An 18,099-nucleotide genomic window follows, 5' to 3' on the forward strand; every position below is an offset into this window, starting at 1 on the left:
GCTGCTCCCGGTCCGCAATCGTGGGCTAGATTGATCACACGACCTGCACCGCGACCGCGGGCGGGCCCAGCACCGACCGATCGAAAGGGTGACATGGAAGACCTGATCGTCCCCATCGGAGTGCCTGTCACGATCATCTGCATCATCGCCGTCGTGGCATGCGTCGTCGCAATGGCGTTCTCGTTCGGACTCAAGTATCCGAAGGTGCAGAACTACACCCTCGATCAGCAGTGGGAGCACAAGCCGCTGCTGTTCAGTGCCACCGACATCGAACCGATGGCGTTGGCGCATCATGCGGAAGCGACCGACGTGGATGGAGGCTCGGCAAGTGGCAAGTGGTGAGGTGGTTCCAGGGCAGCACGGCGACGTCGCCGTCACGTCGGCGGCATCGAGTGCGCTCCCGGTCGGGACGGTTGTCACCAACAGCGGACGAGTCTCGGCGACCCGGTTCCCGGGGCAGGCGCCGACGACCCCGCCCTTCACTCGCGAGGAACTCATCGGCCTCGACAACGCACTGAAGGACGCGAGCGAGAAAGCGTATGTGCGCTTCTCGGTGTACATCGGCGAACTCGGGTCGGACGCGATGGCCGACGCCCGCGCCATCCTGTTGCGCGCACCGGAGCCGGCTCACGGCGCTCTGATCGCGGTGTCCCCGAACACACACGACGTTGTCGTGGTGTCGGGCGTCAAGGTCGCCGACCGGGTGAACGACCGGGTGGCACAACTCGGTGTGACGGCCGCGGTGACCAGCTTCCGTCAGGGCGATCTCATCGATGGTCTCATCGCCGCGCTGCGGGTCATGTCGACTGCGGCCGCTGCTTCCTGACCGACCAGTCATACGTCCGACGCCGGCTGCTACCCGTGGGTAGCAGCCGGCGTCGTCTTTTCGATGGCCGACTCAGTGTGCGGCGAGCACCGGTTCCTCTCGGCGGGTCTCGCCGGGCAGACGACCGACAGGATCGTCGTCCACCATGTCCGATTCGTTGAACGGGGCCCGGCCGGCGAGTACGTTGTCGACGCGGTCGCGGTCCACGGTGCCGGTCCACGAGCCGACGAGCAGGGTGGCCACCGCGTTTCCGGAGAAGTTGGTGACCGCGCGGGCCTCGGACATGAACCTGTCGATCCCGACGATCAGACCGACGCCGTCGAGCATCTCCGGGCGGTGAGCCTGCAAACCACCGGCCAGCGTGGCCAGACCTGCACCGCTGACACCGGCAGCTCCCTTGGACGCGATGATCATGAATGCGAGCAGGCCGATCTGCTCACCGATCGACAGCGGGTCACCCATCGCGTCGGCGATGAAGATCGACGCCATCGTCAGGTAGATAGCGGTGCCGTCGAGGTTGAAGGAGTATCCGGTCGGGACGACCACGCCGACGGTCGTCTTCTCGACGCCGAGATGCTCCATCTTCGCGATCAGTCGTGGCAGCGCCGACTCCGACGACGATGTCGCGAAGATCAGCAGGTACTCGCGAGCGAGGTAGCGGACGAGACGGAAGATCGACACCCCGGCCACCGCGCGCAGCAGTGTGCCCAGCACCCCGAACACGAACACCACGCAGGTCAGATAGAACGCCAGCATCAGGATCAGGAGCTGCTGGACGGCGGCCCATCCGGTTTGGCCGACGACGTTCGCGATCGCGCCGAATGCGCCGATGGGTGCCACCCACAGGATCATCGACAGCACCTTGAAGACGAGTTTCTGGAAATACGAGACCGCTGTGAGGACCGGCTCTCCGGTGCGGCCCATGGCCTGGATGGCGAAGCCCACCAGGAGCGCCACGAACAGGGCCTGCAGGACGTTGCCCTCGGTGAGCGCCGACAACATCGAGGTCGGGATGATGCCCTCGACGAATGCCATCGTTCCACCGGATTCATGGGCCTTCTCGGCGAGTTCCGCACCCTTGCCGAGCGTCGCATCGATGTTCAGGCCTTCGCCGGGCTTGATCACGTTGCCGACCACGAGGCCGATCGCGAGAGCGATGGTCGACATCGCGAGGAAGTACACGAAGGCGAGCCCGCCGACCTTGCCGACCGTGGCCGCTTTGCGAACGGATCCGATGCCCAGCACGATCGTGCAGAAGATGACCGGCGCGATCATCATCTTGATCAAGCTGACGAACATGGTGCCGAGCACGCCCAGGTCCTTGCCGATCCCGGGTGCGACCAGGCCGACCACGACTCCGGCGACGACGGCGACGATGACGGCGATGTAGAGCCAATGGGTGCGGTCGCGCTTCTTCGGGGTGGCCGCAACGTCGCCGGTGGGCACCGCCGGGTCGGCAGGCTGTGCCCTGCGTGGTCTCATGTTCATGAAAAGCCCTCTCCTCATCGAGTCGCTTGGACCAGTGGACACCGGTCGGTGTAAGGATTGTGGGACGAACCGGTGATGCGGATCACGTTTGAGTTCGTTTCGTTCACCACTAGTCGAGAAGTGAGGGTCAGATGCCCAGCGTGAGGCCTCGAACCCTGGCCGGCGAGGCTGTCGCGTGGCTGCTGGTCCTGGTCGTGGTGATCGTCATGTCTGGAAGCGTGCTCGCCGTGGTGGACGCACGGCTGGACGCCGAGCGCACCGCTCGACGGCAGGTCACGGCGGTCGCGGTGACTGTGGCCGATGCGCCCTCGACAGCGGCGGCGTTGATGTCCGACAACCCGACATCGGTGCTGCAGCCGATGACCGAACAGGTGCGTCGGGCCGCGGGAGTCGCGTTCATCACGATCATGGCTCCCGACCGCACCCGTTACACCCACACAAATCCGGCGCTCATCGGCAGGGACTACATCGGATCAGTCCGACAGGCCCGCAGCGGCTCGGTGTACACGGAGACCTACACCGGCACGCTCGGTCCCTCCATCCGCACCATCGCACCGGTACGTGCACCCGACGGACGGATCGTCGGACTCGTCGCGGCAGGCATCACCCTTGACACACTGACCCAGAGTTGGGTGGAACAGCTCCCGCTGATCATCGGGATCGCACTCGCCGCGCTGATCACCGCGGGGGTGGGCTTGTGGTTCATCAGACGCCGTCTGCTGCGGCAGACCGGAGGCCTGGCACCCGAGGATCTCCGACTGATGTACGAACACCACGACGCGGTGCTGCACGCAGTCCGCGAGGGTCTGGTCGTCACCGAGAAGGGCCAGGCGGTGCTGGTCAACGACGAGGCGCGGCGCCTGCTCGTCGATGCGGCCGACGCCGTGGATACCGTCGACCTGCCGGCGTTCCTCACCTCGGGTGAGGAACCATTGGTCGACGTGGCCTACGCCCAAGGTGGTCGCATCCTGATGGTGAGTCGATCGCCGGTCGAGGGGGATCGGTCCTCCGCGGTGGTGACGATTCGTGACCGGACCGAGTTGTCGGAGGCCGTCGGTGAGTTGGATTCGACCAGACGGTTCGCCGAGGCGTTGCGCTCACAGGCCCACGAGTCGGCGAACCGTCTGCACACCATCGTGTCGATGATCGAGATGGGCCGCAGCGACGAGGCGGCGCGGCTGGCGACGACCGAACTTCAACTGTCCCAACAGCTCATCGACCAGATGACCGAGTCCGTGCACGAACCGGCGCTGTCCGCCCTGCTGCTCGGAAAGTCGGCTCAGGCGTCGGAGCGCGGGATCTCCTTCACCCTCACCGAGGACTCGCATCTGGCCGAGGACGAGGTCACCCGGCTACTGCCGGTGGGTGAATTGCTCACGGTGGCGGGCAATTTGATCGACAACGCACTCGACGCCTGCGATCCGGAGGACCCGTGGGTCGAGGTGACTGTTGCGGGCTCGGCGACCGCGGTCCGGATCGTCGTCGCGGACAGCGGACCCGGCATGGATCCGGAGGAGTTCCGCCGGGCGAGAGAACGTGGTTACACCACGAAATCCGGTGGCGACGCCGCCGGGCGGGGGCTCGGTCTCGCTCTGGTCGCGCAGGTGATGGCCAAGCACGACGGCACATTCACAGCGGAGAACACCTACGGATCGGTCGTGACCGCAGCGATCGGGGAACCAGACATCGCCGAAGATGGCACGCCGCATGTCGGGCCGGAAGTCACGGCCCATGACCCAACGGCTGCGCCGGGGAAGGAGACCGATCGATGATCCGGGTGATGGTTGTCGAAGATGATCCGGTGATCACCGAGGCACACCGCGAATTCCTGCACCGCATAGGTGGATTCGACATCATCGCGGCAGTGTCGACGGCTCAGGAAGCGCTTCGCAGCGCCAGGACCGCCGCCGGGTCGGGAACGCCGGTCGATCTGGTCCTGCTCGACCTCGGGCTCCCCGACGCCGACGGTGTCGACCTCGCGTCGGCACTCGGTGGATTGCGGCCGATCCCCGACATCATCGCGATCACCGCACGCCGCGACCTGGGAACGGTGCGTAGTGCCATGTCACATGGGGTTCTGCTGTACCTGTTGAAGCCCTTCACCTTTGCCGCCTTCGCCGAGAAGATCCGCCAGTACGTCAGCTATCGGGACGCGTTGACGGCCGGCGAGGATGCCGTGAGCCAGCGCGAGGTGGATCACGCACTCGCCGAGCTCCGCACTGCAGATTCGCGACGGACCGCCAAGAAGGGTGCTGCCCCCGAGACCGAGGACGCCGTCGGTCACGCCGTGCGCGACAGTGCCGGCGGGCTGACGGCATCGCAGGTCGCCGGCGCCATCGGCAGCTCCCGGGTGACGGCATGGCGATATCTGGAGCGACTTGCCGATGACGGCGCGGTTGATCGGATCACCGAATACGGGAAGGCGGGTCGGCCCCAGGTCCGGTATCGCTGGCGAGACCACTGACCTGGGGCCGAGCCGATCACTGCTGGGCGTCGAACTCCCGTGCCCGCAACGACCGCGCCACGGTGTCGCGGCCCTCCGAGATCAGTCGCTTGAGGGCCGGTGGATGATCACCGGCGAGGAATTCGTCTGCGGCCGCGAGCCCCTCGTCGTTGATCGCCCAATGCGGGTACAGGCCCACGACCACGGTTTGCGCAACCTCGCTCGAGCGGCGAGCCCAGATGTCGGGCACTGCCGCGAAGTACTTCGCCACATACTCGCCCAGCAGATCCGACTGGCCCGGTCGGGAGAATCCCTCGATCATCGTGCGGGTGTAGATGTTCGAGAGCGAGTCGTCCTCGGTGGCCTGCCGCCACGCCTCGGCCTTCGCCTCGGGAAGTGGTCGCGACGACCTGGCGGCGGCTGCCTGACGAGCGCCGGCCGCGGTGTTGTCACGGGCTGCCTCGGCGTCGATCACCGGGGTGCTCGCCGGATCGGTGTCGATCGCTCCCGCAGATGCCAACGCCCGCACCAGCTTCCAGCGCATGTCGGTGTCCACGACGAGACCGGCGAGTCCATGGGTGGCGGGATCGTCCTCGTCGAGCAATCCTTGGACCACCGACACCTGGTCGTCGTTGAGCTTGCCGGCGAGCAGGGTGTTCACGAATGCGAGCTGGTGATCCGAGCCGGGCTCGGATGCCCGGGCCAACTCGAGAAGTCGGGCGCTGAAGGCCGACCGGCCTGTCGAGCTCACCCAGTCCGGGTCGGCATAGGCCTCGATGGCGCTCGCCGCCTGCATCAGGACACGCTGCACCACACCGATCTCGGTCTCGCTCGCGATCCCTCGCTGCACGAGCTCGGCGAAGTCGCGGGCCGCCATCTCGGCTTGTCGGGTCATCTCCCACGCCGCCGACCACACCAGTGTGCGCGGCATGGAGTCGGTGATGTCGCCGACTCGAGAAGTGGCGGTGGACAAGGACTCCGGATCGAGGCGCACGGACGCGTACGTGAGATCGTCGTCGTTGAGCAGGATCAGCGCACCGCGCCCAACACCGACCAGTTCGGCAACCTCGGTCCGCTCACCTTCGACATCGAGTTCGGCGCTGTGCGTGCGCTGCAACGCTCCCGATCCGTCGTCGTCATAGATGCCGACGCGGAGGCGATGCACGCGCGTCTCACCGGCGCCGGGGGCGGCGCCGTCCTGGACGACGGTGAAGCGGGTGAACTTGCCGTCGGCATCGAGCTCGAAGTCGGGTCGCATCACGTTGATGCCGGTGGTCTTCAGCCACTGGCTACCCCAGTCCGACAGGTCCCGTCCCGATGACTTCTCCAGCGCCGCGAGAAGGTCGGAGAAGGACGCGTTACCGAACTTATGGGCTTCGAAGTAGTCGCGCAGGCCCGCCAGGAAGTCTTCGAGGCCGACGTAGGCGACCAGTTGCTTGAGTACCGAGGCGCCCTTCGCGTAGGTGATGCCGTCGAAGTTGACCTCGACCGCGGCGATGTCGGGGATGTCGGCGGCCACGGGGTGGGTCGAGGGCAGCTGGTCCTGCCGGTATGCCCACGACTTCTCGACGTTGGCGAAGGTGGTCCACGCACTGGTGTACTCGGTGGCCTCGGACTGGCACAGCACGGAGGCGAAGGTGGCGAAGGATTCGTTGAGCCACAGGTCATCCCACCACTGCATGGTGACCAGGTCGCCGAACCACATGTGTGCCATCTCGTGCAGTACGGTCTCGGCGCGACGCTCGTAGAGCGCTTTGGTGACTCGGGAGCGGAACACGTAGTCCTCGAGGAACGTGACGGCGCCGGCGTTCTCCATCGCGCCCGCGTTGAACTCCGGTACGAAGAGCTGGTCATACTTCCCGAAGGCGTAGGGGACCCCGAAGTTCTTGTGATAGAACTCGAATCCCTGTTTGGTCTCGGTGAACAACCGCTCGGCGTCCATGTGCTCGGCCAGAGATGCGCGGCAGTAGATGCCCAGCGGGATGTTCCCGTGATCGTCGCTGTAGAGGTCGGTCCACTCGGCGTACGGGCCGGCGATGAGTGCCACGAGGTAGGTGCTCATCAATGGCGTCTCACGGAATCGGTGAACTCCCGGCTCGGCCGCGACCGTGTTCACCACCGCGGCATTGGAGATCACCTTCCAGTCCTCAGGCGCCGTCACGGTCAGCGTGTAGGTGGCCTTCAGATCGGGCTGGTCGAAGCATGCGAACATGCGTTTGGCGTCGGCGGTCTCGAACTGTGAGTACAGGTAGACGGAATCGTCGGTGGGGTCCACGAAGCGGTGCAGGCCCTCGCCGGTGTTCGAGTACGCGCAGTCGGCGACCACGGTCAACGTGTTCTCCGCCGCCAATCCGGTGAGGGGGAGACCCACGGATTCGTCGAAACCGGACACGTCGAGGTCGGTGCCGTTCAGGGTCGCCGAGATCAGCGTCGGTGCGACCAGATCGATGAACGTGTCAGCGCCGGCAGTGGCGGTGAACCTCACCGTCGTCACCGAACGGAACGTGCCGGCGCCCGGTGCCCCGTGGCCGTCGGTGAGGTCGAGTTCGATCGCGTAATTGCCGACGTCGACGGTTGCTGCGCGTTCCTTGGCTTGGTCGCGGGTCAGATTGGGAGCAGTCACGGTCGGTTCAGTCCGCCTTTCGAATCGTGGGTCACTGAGGACACGTCCTCGCCAGCTTAACGGGAATGACGGCGCGGGAATCTCGTTGTAGTTGAAGAACGAACGCGTGACAATCAGCCGAAAGGTCAGGTCGATGGCAGCAGAAGCGCAGGCAGGCGATCAGCAGCAACGGGATCGGGTCGATTTCTGGTACGACCCGTTGTGCCCCTGGTGCTGGATCACCTCCCGATGGATCCTCGAGGCCGAGCAGGTTCGTCAGATCGACGTGAACTTCCACCTGATGAGCCTTGCCGTGCTCAACGAGGGCAAGGACATTCCGGACGCCTACCGGGAGAAGCTCAAGGACGCATGGGGGCCGGTCCGAGTGATCGCGGCCGCGGTCGCCGAGCACGGTGACGAGATCCTCGCGCCCATCTACACCGCGATGGGGACCCGCATTCACAACAAGGGCATCACGGACCTGGGACAGGTCATCACCGAGTCACTGGCCGAGCTCGGACTCGACGCGACGCTGGCAGACGCCGCCAACTCCGAGGAGCGCGACGACTGGATCCGTGCCAGCCATCACGAGGGCATGGACAAGGTCGGCGACGACGTCGGCACGCCGACCATCCACGTCAACGGCGTCGCCTTCTTCGGGCCGGTGCTCTCGCGCATTCCGCGCGGTGAGACGGCGGGCACGGTGTGGGACGGAGCGGTTGCGCTCGCGTCCTACCCGCACTTCTTCGAGCTCAAGCGCACGCGCGATGAGGCGCCGGAGTTCGACTGAGCGGACACGTGCGTCCAGGCCGCGTCGCAGTGGCGCGGGCTGCTCAGAGCTTCGGCGGCATCTCCAGGCCGTTCGGTAGCGACCCCGGAGCAACTGCCGCCGGGTGCGGGGGAGGGGTGACGGCGACCACGTTGCCGCTGCCCACCCCTCGCACGATCGTGCGAGGACGGAACAGCATCGCGCCGGCGCGGGTGCGGTCCCGCAGTGCCGCCGCCCGCCAGGTCAGCACGGGATGGGAGGCGAGCGCGTTGACGGCCCACGTGAAGAAACCGTGCTCGTGGGTGGCGCGGTCGGCGAATTGATCGAAGTCGACGGCCGAGAGCATGTACTTGCCCGCCGACAGCACACCGATCACACCGGGGATCCCATTGGGTCGGGTGTAGTAGCCGTAGTTGTCGGCCGTGTACTCCTGCGCCCGTGAGAGTGCTGCGCCGATGAACGGGATGTTCATCCCGACGACGGTGGCCAGTTGTCGCCAATAGGAGACATGTCCGGCCGCGATATGGCCGACCTCGTGGCCGATCACGAACTCCAGTGCCGCGGGGTCGCGGGCGCGCCCCCCGACTTCGAACAGGTCCGAATAGACGACGACATAGCGGCGAAAACCATGCCCCGACGCGAAAGCGTTGACCATCCCGTTGCCGAGGATGACGTAGGCGTCCGGGACGTACTCGAGCCCGTACCGTGCGGCGGCCTCCACCACCATCCGGTATCCCTCGGCGAACTGGGTAGGTGTCATCTGCACGCCGTTCACCCTGGGACGCGCATAGGTCAGCCCTCGGATGAACAGCAGGATCAGCGGCGCGGCCAGCAGGGCGAGGAAGTAGTCGCTGAACTCGCCCAGGACCACCAGGAGGACGATCGCCAGGTACCCGAGCAGCGTGACCGCCACGACCAGTACGAGCATCGGGATCTCCCACGGGTGCAGACGTGGACGTACCGCGTACTGCGCGGGCGGCAGCCAGAACGCATCCGGCGGGGGCGCGTCGGACCGCGGCGGATGATGGTCGCCGGTGCCGGACAGGGCGTCGGCGACCCCGGGAACATTGGGTATCGGCGATTGAGCGTCCACACGACCAATCTATAGTGGCGCCATGCGTGTCTACCTCGGTGCCGACCATGCCGGATTCGAATTGAAGAACACCATCGCTGACCATGTGAAGGCCTCGGGCCACGAGGTCGTCGATTGCGGTGCGCATGTGTATGACGCGCTCGACGACTATCCCGCCTTCTGCATCGAAGCCGCCCGCCGGACCGTCGCCGACCCCGGAAGTCTGGGAATCGTCTTGGGTGGCAGTGGAAACGGCGAGCAGATCGCGGCCAACAAGGTGCCCGGTGCCCGGTGCGCACTCGCGTGGAGTGTCGAGACCGCGCAGTTGGCGCGTCAGCACAACAACGCGCAGCTCATCGGTATCGGCGGACGGATGCACACCCCCGAGGAGGCTCTGGCCATCGTGGATGCCTTCATCTCGACACCGTGGTCGGACGAAGCACGCCACCAGCGCCGTATCGACATCCTCGCCGAGTACGAGCGCACCGGCGAGGCGCCACCCGTCCCCGACAACTGACCCAGATCGACGTAGGGTCCGCGGTCGGTCATGCCCGAAGGTCACACCCTGCACCGGTTGGCGCGCCGGCAACAACGCGTGTTCGCGGGGCAGTCGGTGCACGTCACGAGTCCGCAAGGACGGTTCGCCGACGGCGCCGCCGCGGTCGACGGCATGGTGTTCGCGAAGGCCGAGGCCTGGGGCAAACACCTGATCCAACATTTCCGGAGTCCGGACAGCACGGGCCGGAGCGGTCGCCAGATGATCCACGTCCACCTCGGTCTCTATGGCGCCTTCAGCGAGTCGCCCTCGCCCATGGAGCAGCCGGTCGGGCAGGTCCGGCTCCGGATCGAGGGCCCGGACATCGGCACCGATCTGCGTGGGCCGACGGCATGCGAGTTGTACACGCCTGCCGACCTCGACGAACTCGTCGCGCGGCTGGGCCCCGACCCACTGCGCCCGGACGCGCAACCCACCCGCGCGTTCGCGGCGATCAGGCGTTCGCGCCGGCCCATCGGCGCACTGCTGATGGATCAACGGGTGATCGCCGGGATCGGCAACGTCTACCGCGCCGAGGTCCTGTTCCGCGCGCGAATAGATCCGTACCGGGAGGGTCGGTCGTTGCCCTCCGACTCGGTCGAGGAGATCTGGGACGACTTGCGCGCACTCATGCGGGTCGGCGTCCGCCGGGGCCGCATCCACGTCGTCCGACCCGGAGATGACCACGGCGCGGCCTCCTATGCCCCGGATCGTCCCCGGACGTATGTCTACCGACGCGCGAGCGAACCGTGCCGCATCTGCGGGACCACTGTGCACATCGCCGACATGGAGGGGCGAAACCTGTACTGGTGTCCGGGATGTCAGCATTGACCCCGAAGTGACCGGGGTCACAGGTCGATCACAGGCAACACTCAGCCGGATGACCTGCAATTCACACACGGTCCGACCACCATGGGGACATGACCGAGAGTGCAGAGATCCGATCCGTCGACCATCCACGCGTCTCGTTGGTCGTCGTCGGCGGGACGGGGGAGTCATACCCGGGTGACCGGCGGACCGAGGTCACCGGGCTGCTACGCGCCGTCACCGTGCACTTGGACGAGCGCTTCGATTGCCGCTGGGTCGGATACCCCGCCAGCTATGGACCGGCACCGCGCATCGATGGGATGAGCTACCGCGAGAGTCTGGACATCGGCGTCGACGCCGTCCGGAATGCCCTGTCGCAGACGGCCGGTCCGGTGGCGTTGATCGGCTATTCGCAAGGTGCGGTGGTGATCCGAACGGCGTTGCATGAATTGCACGCCGTAGGCGACCCCGTGGTCGACCGAGTGCTCGCGGCAGGTTTCGTCGCCGATCCGCATCAGCCCCCGGGGGCCGTACCGGGCTGCACGGGCTGGGGCGTGGCCGGACCGGGCTGTGCTCTGCCGCCGGAGGTCGCGACCTGTTGGGTGGGTGCCCCGGAGGACATGATCTGCAATGCGACCGCTGATTCCTTCATCCGTGACGTCGCCGACCTCACCGCGGCGCTGGCGTTGGGGCGGCTGCGCGACTGGTGTGCGCAGCTGTGGAACATGCTGCGGAACAACAGGTTTCAGAATGCGCACCGAACCTCGCCCGGACCTGCCCAGATGTGGCGCGATTTCCGACGGTTGTCCACGGCGGTGCGAGAGGTCGTCGGCTACCTACCCGACCGCCTCACCTGGGGCGGTGTGGTGGTGCGCAATCGGCGGGGCGGACGTCACACCTCCTACAGTCGTGAGCCGTATCGCCGAACGTCGGCGACCGACCCCGACACGACCGGCTGTGAGGCCCTCGCACGATGGCTGCAGGTGCGAGCGACCTTCTCGCCGATCGGTTGTTCGGTGCTTGCCACGGATGCCGGGATCGCCGCCTGACACCGCGGATTCTGTCCGATGCCGCTCCACCGACTCGCCGTTTGATTCGTGGGTGTTAAATCCCGTCTAACAGTCTGCTTCTGCGGGCCCGGGGACGATCCGCGCGGGTGAAACTGATCCATGGGTGCGCGTGTGCGCCCGTCTCGTCCGATCGAGTGGAGACATCATCGTGGATCATTTCGACCTCGTCGTCATCGGCTCCGGTCCGGCCGGACAGAAGGCGGCGATCGCAGCAGCGAAGCTGGGCAAACGCGCGGCGATCATCGAGCGCCGCCATATGGTCGGCGGCGTCTGCATCAACACCGGCACGATCCCGTCCAAGACGCTCCGTGAGGCTGTTCTCTATCTGACCGGCCTCAATCAGCGTGAGCTCTACGGACAGTCGTATCGGTTGAAATCGGACATCACGGTCAGCGACCTGTCCGCCCGCACGATGCACGTGGTGGGCAAAGAGATCGATGTCATCCAGAATCAGTTGGCCCGCAACAACGTCGCGATGTTCATCGGCAGCGCGCACTTCGTCGATTCACACGGGATCGCGATCGAGGACGCGACCGGCGACCTCAAGCACATCAGCGCCGACCATTTCGTGATCGCGGTCGGCACACGGCCCGCGCGACCGGCGAGCGTCGAGTTCGACGGCACCACCGTCGTCGACTCGGATCAGATCCTGTCCGTCGACCGCGTGCCCGGGTCGATGGTGGTGGTCGGGGCCGGGGTCATCGGCATCGAGTACGCGTCGATGTTCGCGGCGCTGGGGACCAAGGTGACCGTCATCGAGCAGCGTCCGACGATGCTGGACTTCTGCGACCGCGAGATCGTGGAGGCACTGCAGTATCAGTTACGTGAGCGCGGGGTCACTTTCCGCTTCGGTGAACACGTCAAGACGGTCGAGACCCATCCGTCGGGCACCCTGACCATCCTCGAGTCGGGGAAGAAGATCCCCGCGGACATGGTCCTGTACTCGGCAGGGCGACAGGGCGTGTCCGATGAACTGAAGGTGGAGGCCGCCGGGCTGACCGCCGATGCCCGGGGACGGCTGAAGGTGGACGACAACTTCCGCACGACTGTCGAGCACATCTATGCCGTGGGCGACATCATCGGTTTTCCGGCGCTGGCGGCGACCTCGATGGAACAGGGCCGCAGAGCGGCCTACCACGCATTCGACGAACCGGTCGGGGCCACCAACGAGGACCTGCAGCCGATCGGCATCTACGCCATCCCGGAGATCAGTTTCGTGGGGAAGACCGAGGACCAGCTCACCACGGCGAGCATCCCGTTCGAGGTGGGGGTGGCGCGCTATCGGGAACTTGCGCGGGGCGCCATCATGGGCGACTCGTACGGGCTGCTGAAGTTGCTGATACACGCCGAGAACCGCACGGTGCTCGGCGTCCACGCGTTCGGGAGCAACGCGGCGGAGTTGGTCCACATCGGTCAGACCGTGATGGGTCTGGCGGGGACCGTGGACTATCTCGTCGACGCCGTGTTCAACTACCCGACGCTCGCCGAGGGATACAAGGTGGCCGCACTCGACGCCGTCAACAAGATGCGGGCCATCGCCCGGGTCCGTGCCGAAGGGCATCGGCTCGACCTCGACGCGGGTACCGCCGTCCTGGGCTGACCGTGCGGCCCGGAGAGCGGCGCGGTCGACAAACGGGTCGGGCCCGGACGGTGTGATGACCGTCCGGGCCCGACCCGTCGATGGTGTCTGGATCAGCTACCGGGGACGTACTTCGGTCCGACGGTGCCGCGCACGACGATCGGCGTGTCGCGCGGGATGTTGTCGAAGACCCACTTGCCGTTCGCGGTGCTCACGTTGATGCAGCCGTGGCTGACGTTGCTGCGGCCCTGCTGCTCGACCGACCAGGGTGCGGCGTGGATGAAGATACCGTCCCACGACATGCGGGTGGCGTACTCGACGTAGGTGCGGTAGCCCTCCGCCGAGTCGACCGGGACGCCGTACGTGGACGAATCCATGTACATGTCGCGGTACTTCTCCTTGGTGTGGTAGACGCCGTTCGGGGTCGGATGCTCGTTCGATCCCATGGAGATCGGCATCGTCTTGACCTGATTGCCGTTGTGCCACCAGGTGATCTGGTGGGTGGCATCCTCGGCGAGAGCGATCCAGCCGGTCGACGTCTTCACATTCGGGATGGCCGGACCCTTGGGGGTCTCCGGTGTCGACGGAGTCGGCTTCGGCGTGGGTGTGGTGCTCTTCGGCGTCGATGGCACCCCGGGGATCTGGGGCGCACCGGGTACGTCGGGGACCTCGACCGGGGGGAGCCCGGGGATCACGGTGACGGGTGTGGCGCCGGCGGCCATGGGCAGCGTCAGCATCACGGCGGCCACACCGATGACGGTGGCCACCGCGCGTCGCGTCGCGCCGCGACGGCGACGAGAAGGCTTCGAAGTCAACACAGAGAGACCTTTGCAGTTTGAGGTACTGAAGCGCATCCCCCGGAGCGCTCAACCATCGTTACACAAACGTTGTCATCGAGCCAAAGCCGGGAAGTCGAACAAATGGCAAACGGGCGTCGATTGATCCACTCGCGGTACATATCACGTGGTGATCGGTGCCGGCAACGCGCCATTTGTGACGACGGTCACAATCGGCGCGTTGCCCGTCTGATGTGCTCCCGTTACCCCTCCGAGACCTCTTGACTCAGCAGTTACTGGGCGCCGGCAGTCCGTTGAATCGATCGGTCAGATACCCGAACGCGGGGAGGAGCCCGATCACTGCGGCCGAGAGATGGTCGGGCGACGGTGTCGCCAACCGCTGTACCTTTCGTCCGGCCCGGCAGTACCGGTTCAACGTGTAATCGATCGACGAGACCGGGATCAGGACGTCGGTCGGGCTGTGCCACTCGAAGATCGGTGTCCGCGGTAGGCCCTTGTACAGCGACAGGCTGTTCTCCTCGACCACCCGACGGGCCGCGGGGTTGTCGAAGATCGCGCGGCCGCCGATGGTGACCTGCTTGGCGTCGTGTCCGGCGCCGAGCGCCAAGATGTCGTTGGTGCACGCGTTGCGCATGCCCTGGTACATCTGCCAGCCCAGCGGTGAGAGGTACTTCAGCATCGGGATCTGCTGCGGGTACTCACGGGAGACGCCGATCGCGGCCGCGAAGGCCAGACCGAACGCCGGATGTGGAGTGCTGTAGCCGAGGCCCTCGGCCATCTTGATCAGGTTCATCGGTACACCGCCGTAGGCGGCGCCGACGATGTTCAGGTCAGGCGCATAGGTGGGGGCCAGTGCCGCCGCCCACGCGGTGGCCATCCCGCCTCCCGAGTAGCCGGCCATCCCGACTCGACTCTTGGCGACGTGCGCGGGCGTGAATCGTTGGACTGCGCGGATCCCGTCGAGGGTGATCTGCCCGCCCAGCTTGGCCGCGCCGTACGCACTGCGGGGACCGAGGTGGTCCGGGATCGCGACCGTCCAGCCGCGCTGCAGGGCCACATTGAGGCCGGGGGCCTCGCGAATCATCAGATTCGGGTCCTGGGTCCAGAGCGCCTGCGACGGCGCGCACTCGAGGCCGGTGGCGTTGATGATGTGCTGGAACGACAGCAGCGGGCCGTTGACCTTCTTGTGGTTGGGCACCAGCACGGTGGTGACCGCGGCGATCGGCTTGCCCTGGCTGTCCGATGAACGGAACTTGAGCTGGTAGGTGCGGACGTCGAAGAACGCCGGCGGATTGGGTTTGCCCCGGACCTCGATGATGTCTCCCGGCGCATACTTCGCGATGTTTCGCGGCGCGGCGTAGAAATGATCCGGTAACGGCGTCGGCAGGGCGACGTTGTCGGCGGTTGCCTCGCCGGTGCCCGCCACGACACCGCCCGCGAGGACCGTCATCGCGGCGCCGGCGGCGACCAGCCCCTTCAGTAGACGTGATCGTCGGTGTCGGGTCGGTGGTGAGCCATCGGCAAAGCGAATCGAGCGCATGATTTCCCCCAAAACAAGCAGAGCTGTCGGTTTTCACGACGGTGCTTGACCCCCAAGGCGACCATCATTCGGTTCCATCATCGACGATTCCCGCCGAAAATCAATCGCTGCGTCTGAGACGATCCCGGCCGAGGGGTGACTGTAGGCACCGGTCACTGGGCCGGGTGAGTGCACCCGCGATGGTCGACGAGGGCGACCACACGTGTATCGCGTGCCGTGCGGGCACGCGTCGATGATCGAAAACCGGGCTCGTCAGGCGGGTTGCGGGTGCTCGGTGCGCAGGTGGCGTGCCGGTTCGGAGCAGGATTCGTCGCGGCAGACCAGCATCACGTCCACGCGGCCCGGGCCGGCGTCCGACGGTGCGACGTCCTTACGGACATAGAGATTCGCTCCGCAGCTCGGACACTTGCGCTGACTCTTGGTGTGGCTGGAAGACATGACCCCAGCCTACGCCCGAAGTGGTGTGGATCACAGTGAGTGCCACGCCGGCCGGATGTGTCGCGGCCCGGCGACGGTGCGCTGAAGTCGTCGGCCTTCTGGACAAGAAAAAAGGTCAGAGGCAATACTGCCTCTGACCTGCTGGAGCGGGTGACGGGAATCGAACCCGCGTAGCTAGTTTGGAAGATTAGGTATATTGTGATGCACACCAGTAGAAACGCTGTCAAACACACTGGTCAACTAGCTACCTGCACAGATAACGTAGGTTCAGACGGAACCACGTAGTGTGTACCGTAGTGTGTACTTGGGTGAGAATGGACGACGAAAGGGACACCGATGACTGACACGTTCGGGCTTCGTACCGGACCCGCAACATGGGTCGGCATCCACGGACGCGACAACATCCCCTGCCGCATCGTCCGCTTCCGCAAAGACTGCGTGAAGGTGCGCTGGGATAGCGGCGCACTCGACGACGTACACCCCGACAACCTCCGGCAAAACCGAAAGGGACGTGGCCATGCCTGACATTGACCTAGCTGCCATCGAAGCGCGTGCTAACGCCGCCACCGAAGGACCATGGGAGTGGCACCGTGACGTTTACGGCGACGGCTCGTGGGATTGGATGTTCCTCGAAAGCGCCCAGGACCCCGAGGGGCTTGTCCTGTCGGCGCACGGGATGCACACCGAGGGTTGGGTCGATGCCGATGAAGCGGACGCCGAGTTTATTGCTCATGCCCGCACCGACATTCCTGCTCTCGTCGCCCGAGTGCGCGAGCTGGAGGCGGAGAGGTCGGCACTACTCGGCACGATCCTCGAACCGGGTGCAGGCTTCGAGATCCAAGAGATCAACGGTCGGTTGATGGTCAGGTTCACGTACCCCGAGGGCGGACACACAGAGTGGTTGGAGCAGCACGTGATGATGCCCGACTTCAATCTCCGGAAAGGAACACGATGAGCGAGTTCAACGACCGGGCGGGCGGCCCCATCCTCCAGCACAAGCCCGTCCACGGCGGATGGAACCAAGGCGCCTACGGGGCCGGGGTGGTCATCACCTACACCGATGGCCGACCGGTCACGGGCTGGATGCGATGCCAGTGTGGGTGGCAGGTCGACGGCGAAACCCGTGAGGCTGCCGAACGTGCCCACGCCGACCACGTAGCCGAGTGGGGTGTGCCGCTGATGCCTGACTGCCACGTCGTCCCCGGCCAAGGGTGTCGAAACTTCCGGCCCGACCACCGCCGCGACGCGCACCCCACCGAAACGTTCATCGAGGTGCGCGTCGCCGACAGCCACGACGGCACCTGGGAAGCCCGCGGGTACAGCATCAACGTCGCCAGCGGGCGCGACTACCCGCTCAACGCCGAGTACTTCCCCTCACAGGACGAAGCGCTGGTGTACGCGGATGCCTGCAACCGCGGGTACCTCACATTGGGTGCGATGGCTTGCGTGCATGAGTGGCGGCTACAGCAAGCCCGTGCGCACCCATCCGGCGCCGCTGGCGGATCGGCAAGAGATACCCGTCCCTGCGGTTGTCCAGCCCCAGTTTCCCAATGCCTTGGCCATCGCTACACCTCCACCACGGGGGAGCGCTGATGCCTGACTTCAACGTGGGGGACCGGGTGCGATCAACCTCCGGCAAGGAACACACTGATGGCTGACATCGACATGCGATGGGCAAAGACCGACGCCTCACGATCTTTGCCCGCTCAACTCGACAGCATCCCGGCACCGGCACTCGTCATTGACGCCAACGGACTCGAGTTCTTCAAATACTCAACCGATCCGTGTTACGAGCAGTACTACCTGACCGATGAGGAGTTCACGCCATTCCCATTACCGGAGAAATTCACGGTGCCACCGTACGATTTCCTGGGGCGGGTTTGATGCCTGACTTCAAGGTAGGAGACCGGGTGCAGATCCTCGGCGGCGGCGTCTACGGCACGGTGACACGGTGGGTACTGCCAACACTCCTCCAGAACGTGCAAGCGATCGAGTTCGTCGTCACTTTCGCAACCAAGGGATGGGCCGACAACTACAAGGCTGGCCGCACCGCGATGCACTGCCACGACATGATGGAGCACATCGACCGATGACCATGTACGGTAGAGAGGTATCGCCAAATACGCGTCGAGC

20 protein-coding genes are annotated in these 18,099 nt (G+C 65.7%); 14 read left to right on the forward strand and 6 right to left on the reverse strand.

The genetic code is table 11. From position 1 onward, the window contains the following. Positions 1-93 precede the first annotated feature (93 nt). Both ctaJ and ACVT6V_RS15515 read left to right on the forward strand, forming a co-directional pair. A complete protein-coding gene (ctaJ, locus tag ACVT6V_RS15510; protein WP_489894222.1) occupies positions 94-342 on the forward strand; it encodes an aa3-type cytochrome oxidase subunit CtaJ in 249 nt (82 codons plus the stop codon). Then, positions 329-826, forward strand: a complete 498-nt coding sequence (locus ACVT6V_RS15515; RefSeq protein ID WP_489894223.1) for a DUF5130 family protein — start codon at positions 329-331, stop codon at positions 824-826. The genes ctaJ and ACVT6V_RS15515 overlap by 14 nt, the downstream gene beginning before the upstream one ends. A gap of 72 nt (positions 827-898) precedes the next feature. On the opposite strand, the gene ACVT6V_RS15520 is transcribed toward ACVT6V_RS15515, so the two are convergent. Beyond that, entirely contained in the window at positions 899-2,314 is a 1,416-nt protein-coding gene (locus tag ACVT6V_RS15520; RefSeq protein ID WP_489894224.1) for a cation:dicarboxylate symporter family transporter, read from the reverse strand. 131 nt (positions 2,315-2,445) lie between these two features. Between ACVT6V_RS15520 and ACVT6V_RS15525 the strand changes: the two genes are divergently transcribed. Next, positions 2,446-4,086, forward strand: a complete 1,641-nt coding sequence (locus tag ACVT6V_RS15525; RefSeq protein ID WP_489894225.1) for a sensor histidine kinase — start codon at positions 2,446-2,448, stop codon at positions 4,084-4,086. Further along, positions 4,083-4,778, forward strand: coding sequence for a response regulator (locus ACVT6V_RS15530; protein ID WP_489894226.1), 696 nt, complete (start codon positions 4,083-4,085; stop codon positions 4,776-4,778). The genes ACVT6V_RS15525 and ACVT6V_RS15530 overlap by 4 nt, the downstream gene beginning before the upstream one ends. 16 nt (positions 4,779-4,794) lie before the next feature. Here ACVT6V_RS15530 and pepN read toward each other — a convergent pair whose 3' ends face one another. Next, complete coding sequence (pepN, locus tag ACVT6V_RS15535) at positions 4,795-7,380, reverse strand: aminopeptidase N (RefSeq protein WP_489894227.1); 2,586 nt, start codon at positions 7,378-7,380, stop codon at positions 4,795-4,797. Between the two features lie 133 nt (positions 7,381-7,513). Between pepN and ACVT6V_RS15540 the strand changes: the two genes are divergently transcribed. Beyond that, entirely contained in the window at positions 7,514-8,149 is a 636-nt protein-coding gene (locus ACVT6V_RS15540) for a mycothiol-dependent nitroreductase Rv2466c family protein (RefSeq protein WP_489894228.1), read from the forward strand. A gap of 43 nt (positions 8,150-8,192) precedes the next feature. On the opposite strand, the gene ACVT6V_RS15545 is transcribed toward ACVT6V_RS15540, so the two are convergent. Further along, positions 8,193-9,221, reverse strand: a complete 1,029-nt coding sequence (locus ACVT6V_RS15545; RefSeq protein ID WP_489894230.1) for a M48 family metallopeptidase — start codon at positions 9,219-9,221, stop codon at positions 8,193-8,195. A gap of 22 nt (positions 9,222-9,243) precedes the next feature. Here ACVT6V_RS15545 and ACVT6V_RS15550 point away from each other — a divergent pair, with 22 nt between their 5' ends. From ACVT6V_RS15550 to sthA, 4 genes are all read left to right on the forward strand, one after another. Further along, positions 9,244-9,717 (forward strand): ribose-5-phosphate isomerase, encoded by a 474-nt coding sequence (locus ACVT6V_RS15550; RefSeq protein WP_489894231.1) that lies wholly within the window; start codon positions 9,244-9,246, stop codon positions 9,715-9,717. Positions 9,718-9,747: 30 nt separating this feature from the next. After that, the gene (locus tag ACVT6V_RS15555) at positions 9,748-10,566 is read left to right on the forward strand and encodes an Fpg/Nei family DNA glycosylase (RefSeq protein WP_489894232.1); all 819 of its coding nucleotides are present in this window, start codon (positions 9,748-9,750) and stop codon (positions 10,564-10,566) included. Between the two features lie 89 nt (positions 10,567-10,655). Then, the gene (locus tag ACVT6V_RS15560) at positions 10,656-11,591 is read left to right on the forward strand and encodes a PE-PPE domain-containing protein (protein WP_489894234.1); all 936 of its coding nucleotides are present in this window, start codon (positions 10,656-10,658) and stop codon (positions 11,589-11,591) included. A 169-nt stretch (positions 11,592-11,760) separates the two neighbouring features. Next, positions 11,761-13,212: a Si-specific NAD(P)(+) transhydrogenase gene (sthA, locus tag ACVT6V_RS15565; RefSeq protein ID WP_489894236.1), complete on the forward strand. Its 1,452-nt coding sequence runs from the start codon at positions 11,761-11,763 to the stop codon at positions 13,210-13,212. 92 nt (positions 13,213-13,304) lie between these two features. On the opposite strand, the gene ACVT6V_RS15570 is transcribed toward sthA, so the two are convergent. The 3 genes from ACVT6V_RS15570 to ACVT6V_RS15580 form a co-directional block, all read right to left on the reverse strand. Further along, the gene (locus ACVT6V_RS15570) at positions 13,305-14,009 is read right to left on the reverse strand and encodes a L,D-transpeptidase (RefSeq protein WP_489894238.1); all 705 of its coding nucleotides are present in this window, start codon (positions 14,007-14,009) and stop codon (positions 13,305-13,307) included. Between the two features lie 244 nt (positions 14,010-14,253). After that, entirely contained in the window at positions 14,254-15,438 is a 1,185-nt protein-coding gene (locus tag ACVT6V_RS15575) for a lipase family protein (RefSeq protein ID WP_489900831.1), read from the reverse strand. Positions 15,439-15,780: 342 nt separating this feature from the next. After that, a complete protein-coding gene (locus ACVT6V_RS15580; protein ID WP_489894240.1) occupies positions 15,781-15,966 on the reverse strand; it encodes a hypothetical protein in 186 nt (61 codons plus the stop codon). A 336-nt stretch (positions 15,967-16,302) separates the two neighbouring features. Here ACVT6V_RS15580 and ACVT6V_RS15585 point away from each other — a divergent pair, with 336 nt between their 5' ends. From ACVT6V_RS15585 to ACVT6V_RS15605, 5 genes are read left to right on the forward strand one after another with little or no spacing between them, the layout of a single operon-like run. Further along, positions 16,303-16,491 (forward strand): hypothetical protein, encoded by a 189-nt coding sequence (locus tag ACVT6V_RS15585; RefSeq protein ID WP_489894242.1) that lies wholly within the window; start codon positions 16,303-16,305, stop codon positions 16,489-16,491. After that, positions 16,478-16,921 carry a hypothetical protein gene (locus ACVT6V_RS15590; protein ID WP_489894244.1) on the forward strand — a complete coding sequence of 148 codons (444 nt, stop codon included), beginning with the start codon at positions 16,478-16,480 and terminating at the stop codon, positions 16,919-16,921. The genes ACVT6V_RS15585 and ACVT6V_RS15590 overlap by 14 nt, the downstream gene beginning before the upstream one ends. Further along, positions 16,918-17,559 carry a hypothetical protein gene (locus ACVT6V_RS15595; RefSeq protein WP_489894246.1) on the forward strand — a complete coding sequence of 214 codons (642 nt, stop codon included), beginning with the start codon at positions 16,918-16,920 and terminating at the stop codon, positions 17,557-17,559. The genes ACVT6V_RS15590 and ACVT6V_RS15595 overlap by 4 nt, the downstream gene beginning before the upstream one ends. 57 nt (positions 17,560-17,616) lie before the next feature. After that, a complete protein-coding gene (locus tag ACVT6V_RS15600) occupies positions 17,617-17,850 on the forward strand; it encodes a hypothetical protein (RefSeq protein ID WP_489894248.1) in 234 nt (77 codons plus the stop codon). Further along, the gene (locus ACVT6V_RS15605) at positions 17,850-18,059 is read left to right on the forward strand and encodes a hypothetical protein (RefSeq protein ID WP_489894250.1); all 210 of its coding nucleotides are present in this window, start codon (positions 17,850-17,852) and stop codon (positions 18,057-18,059) included. Before ACVT6V_RS15600 ends, ACVT6V_RS15605 begins: the two co-directional genes overlap by 1 nt. Positions 18,060-18,099 lie beyond the last annotated feature (40 nt).

It is taken from the genome of Gordonia sp. LMA167 (assembly GCF_058130025.1).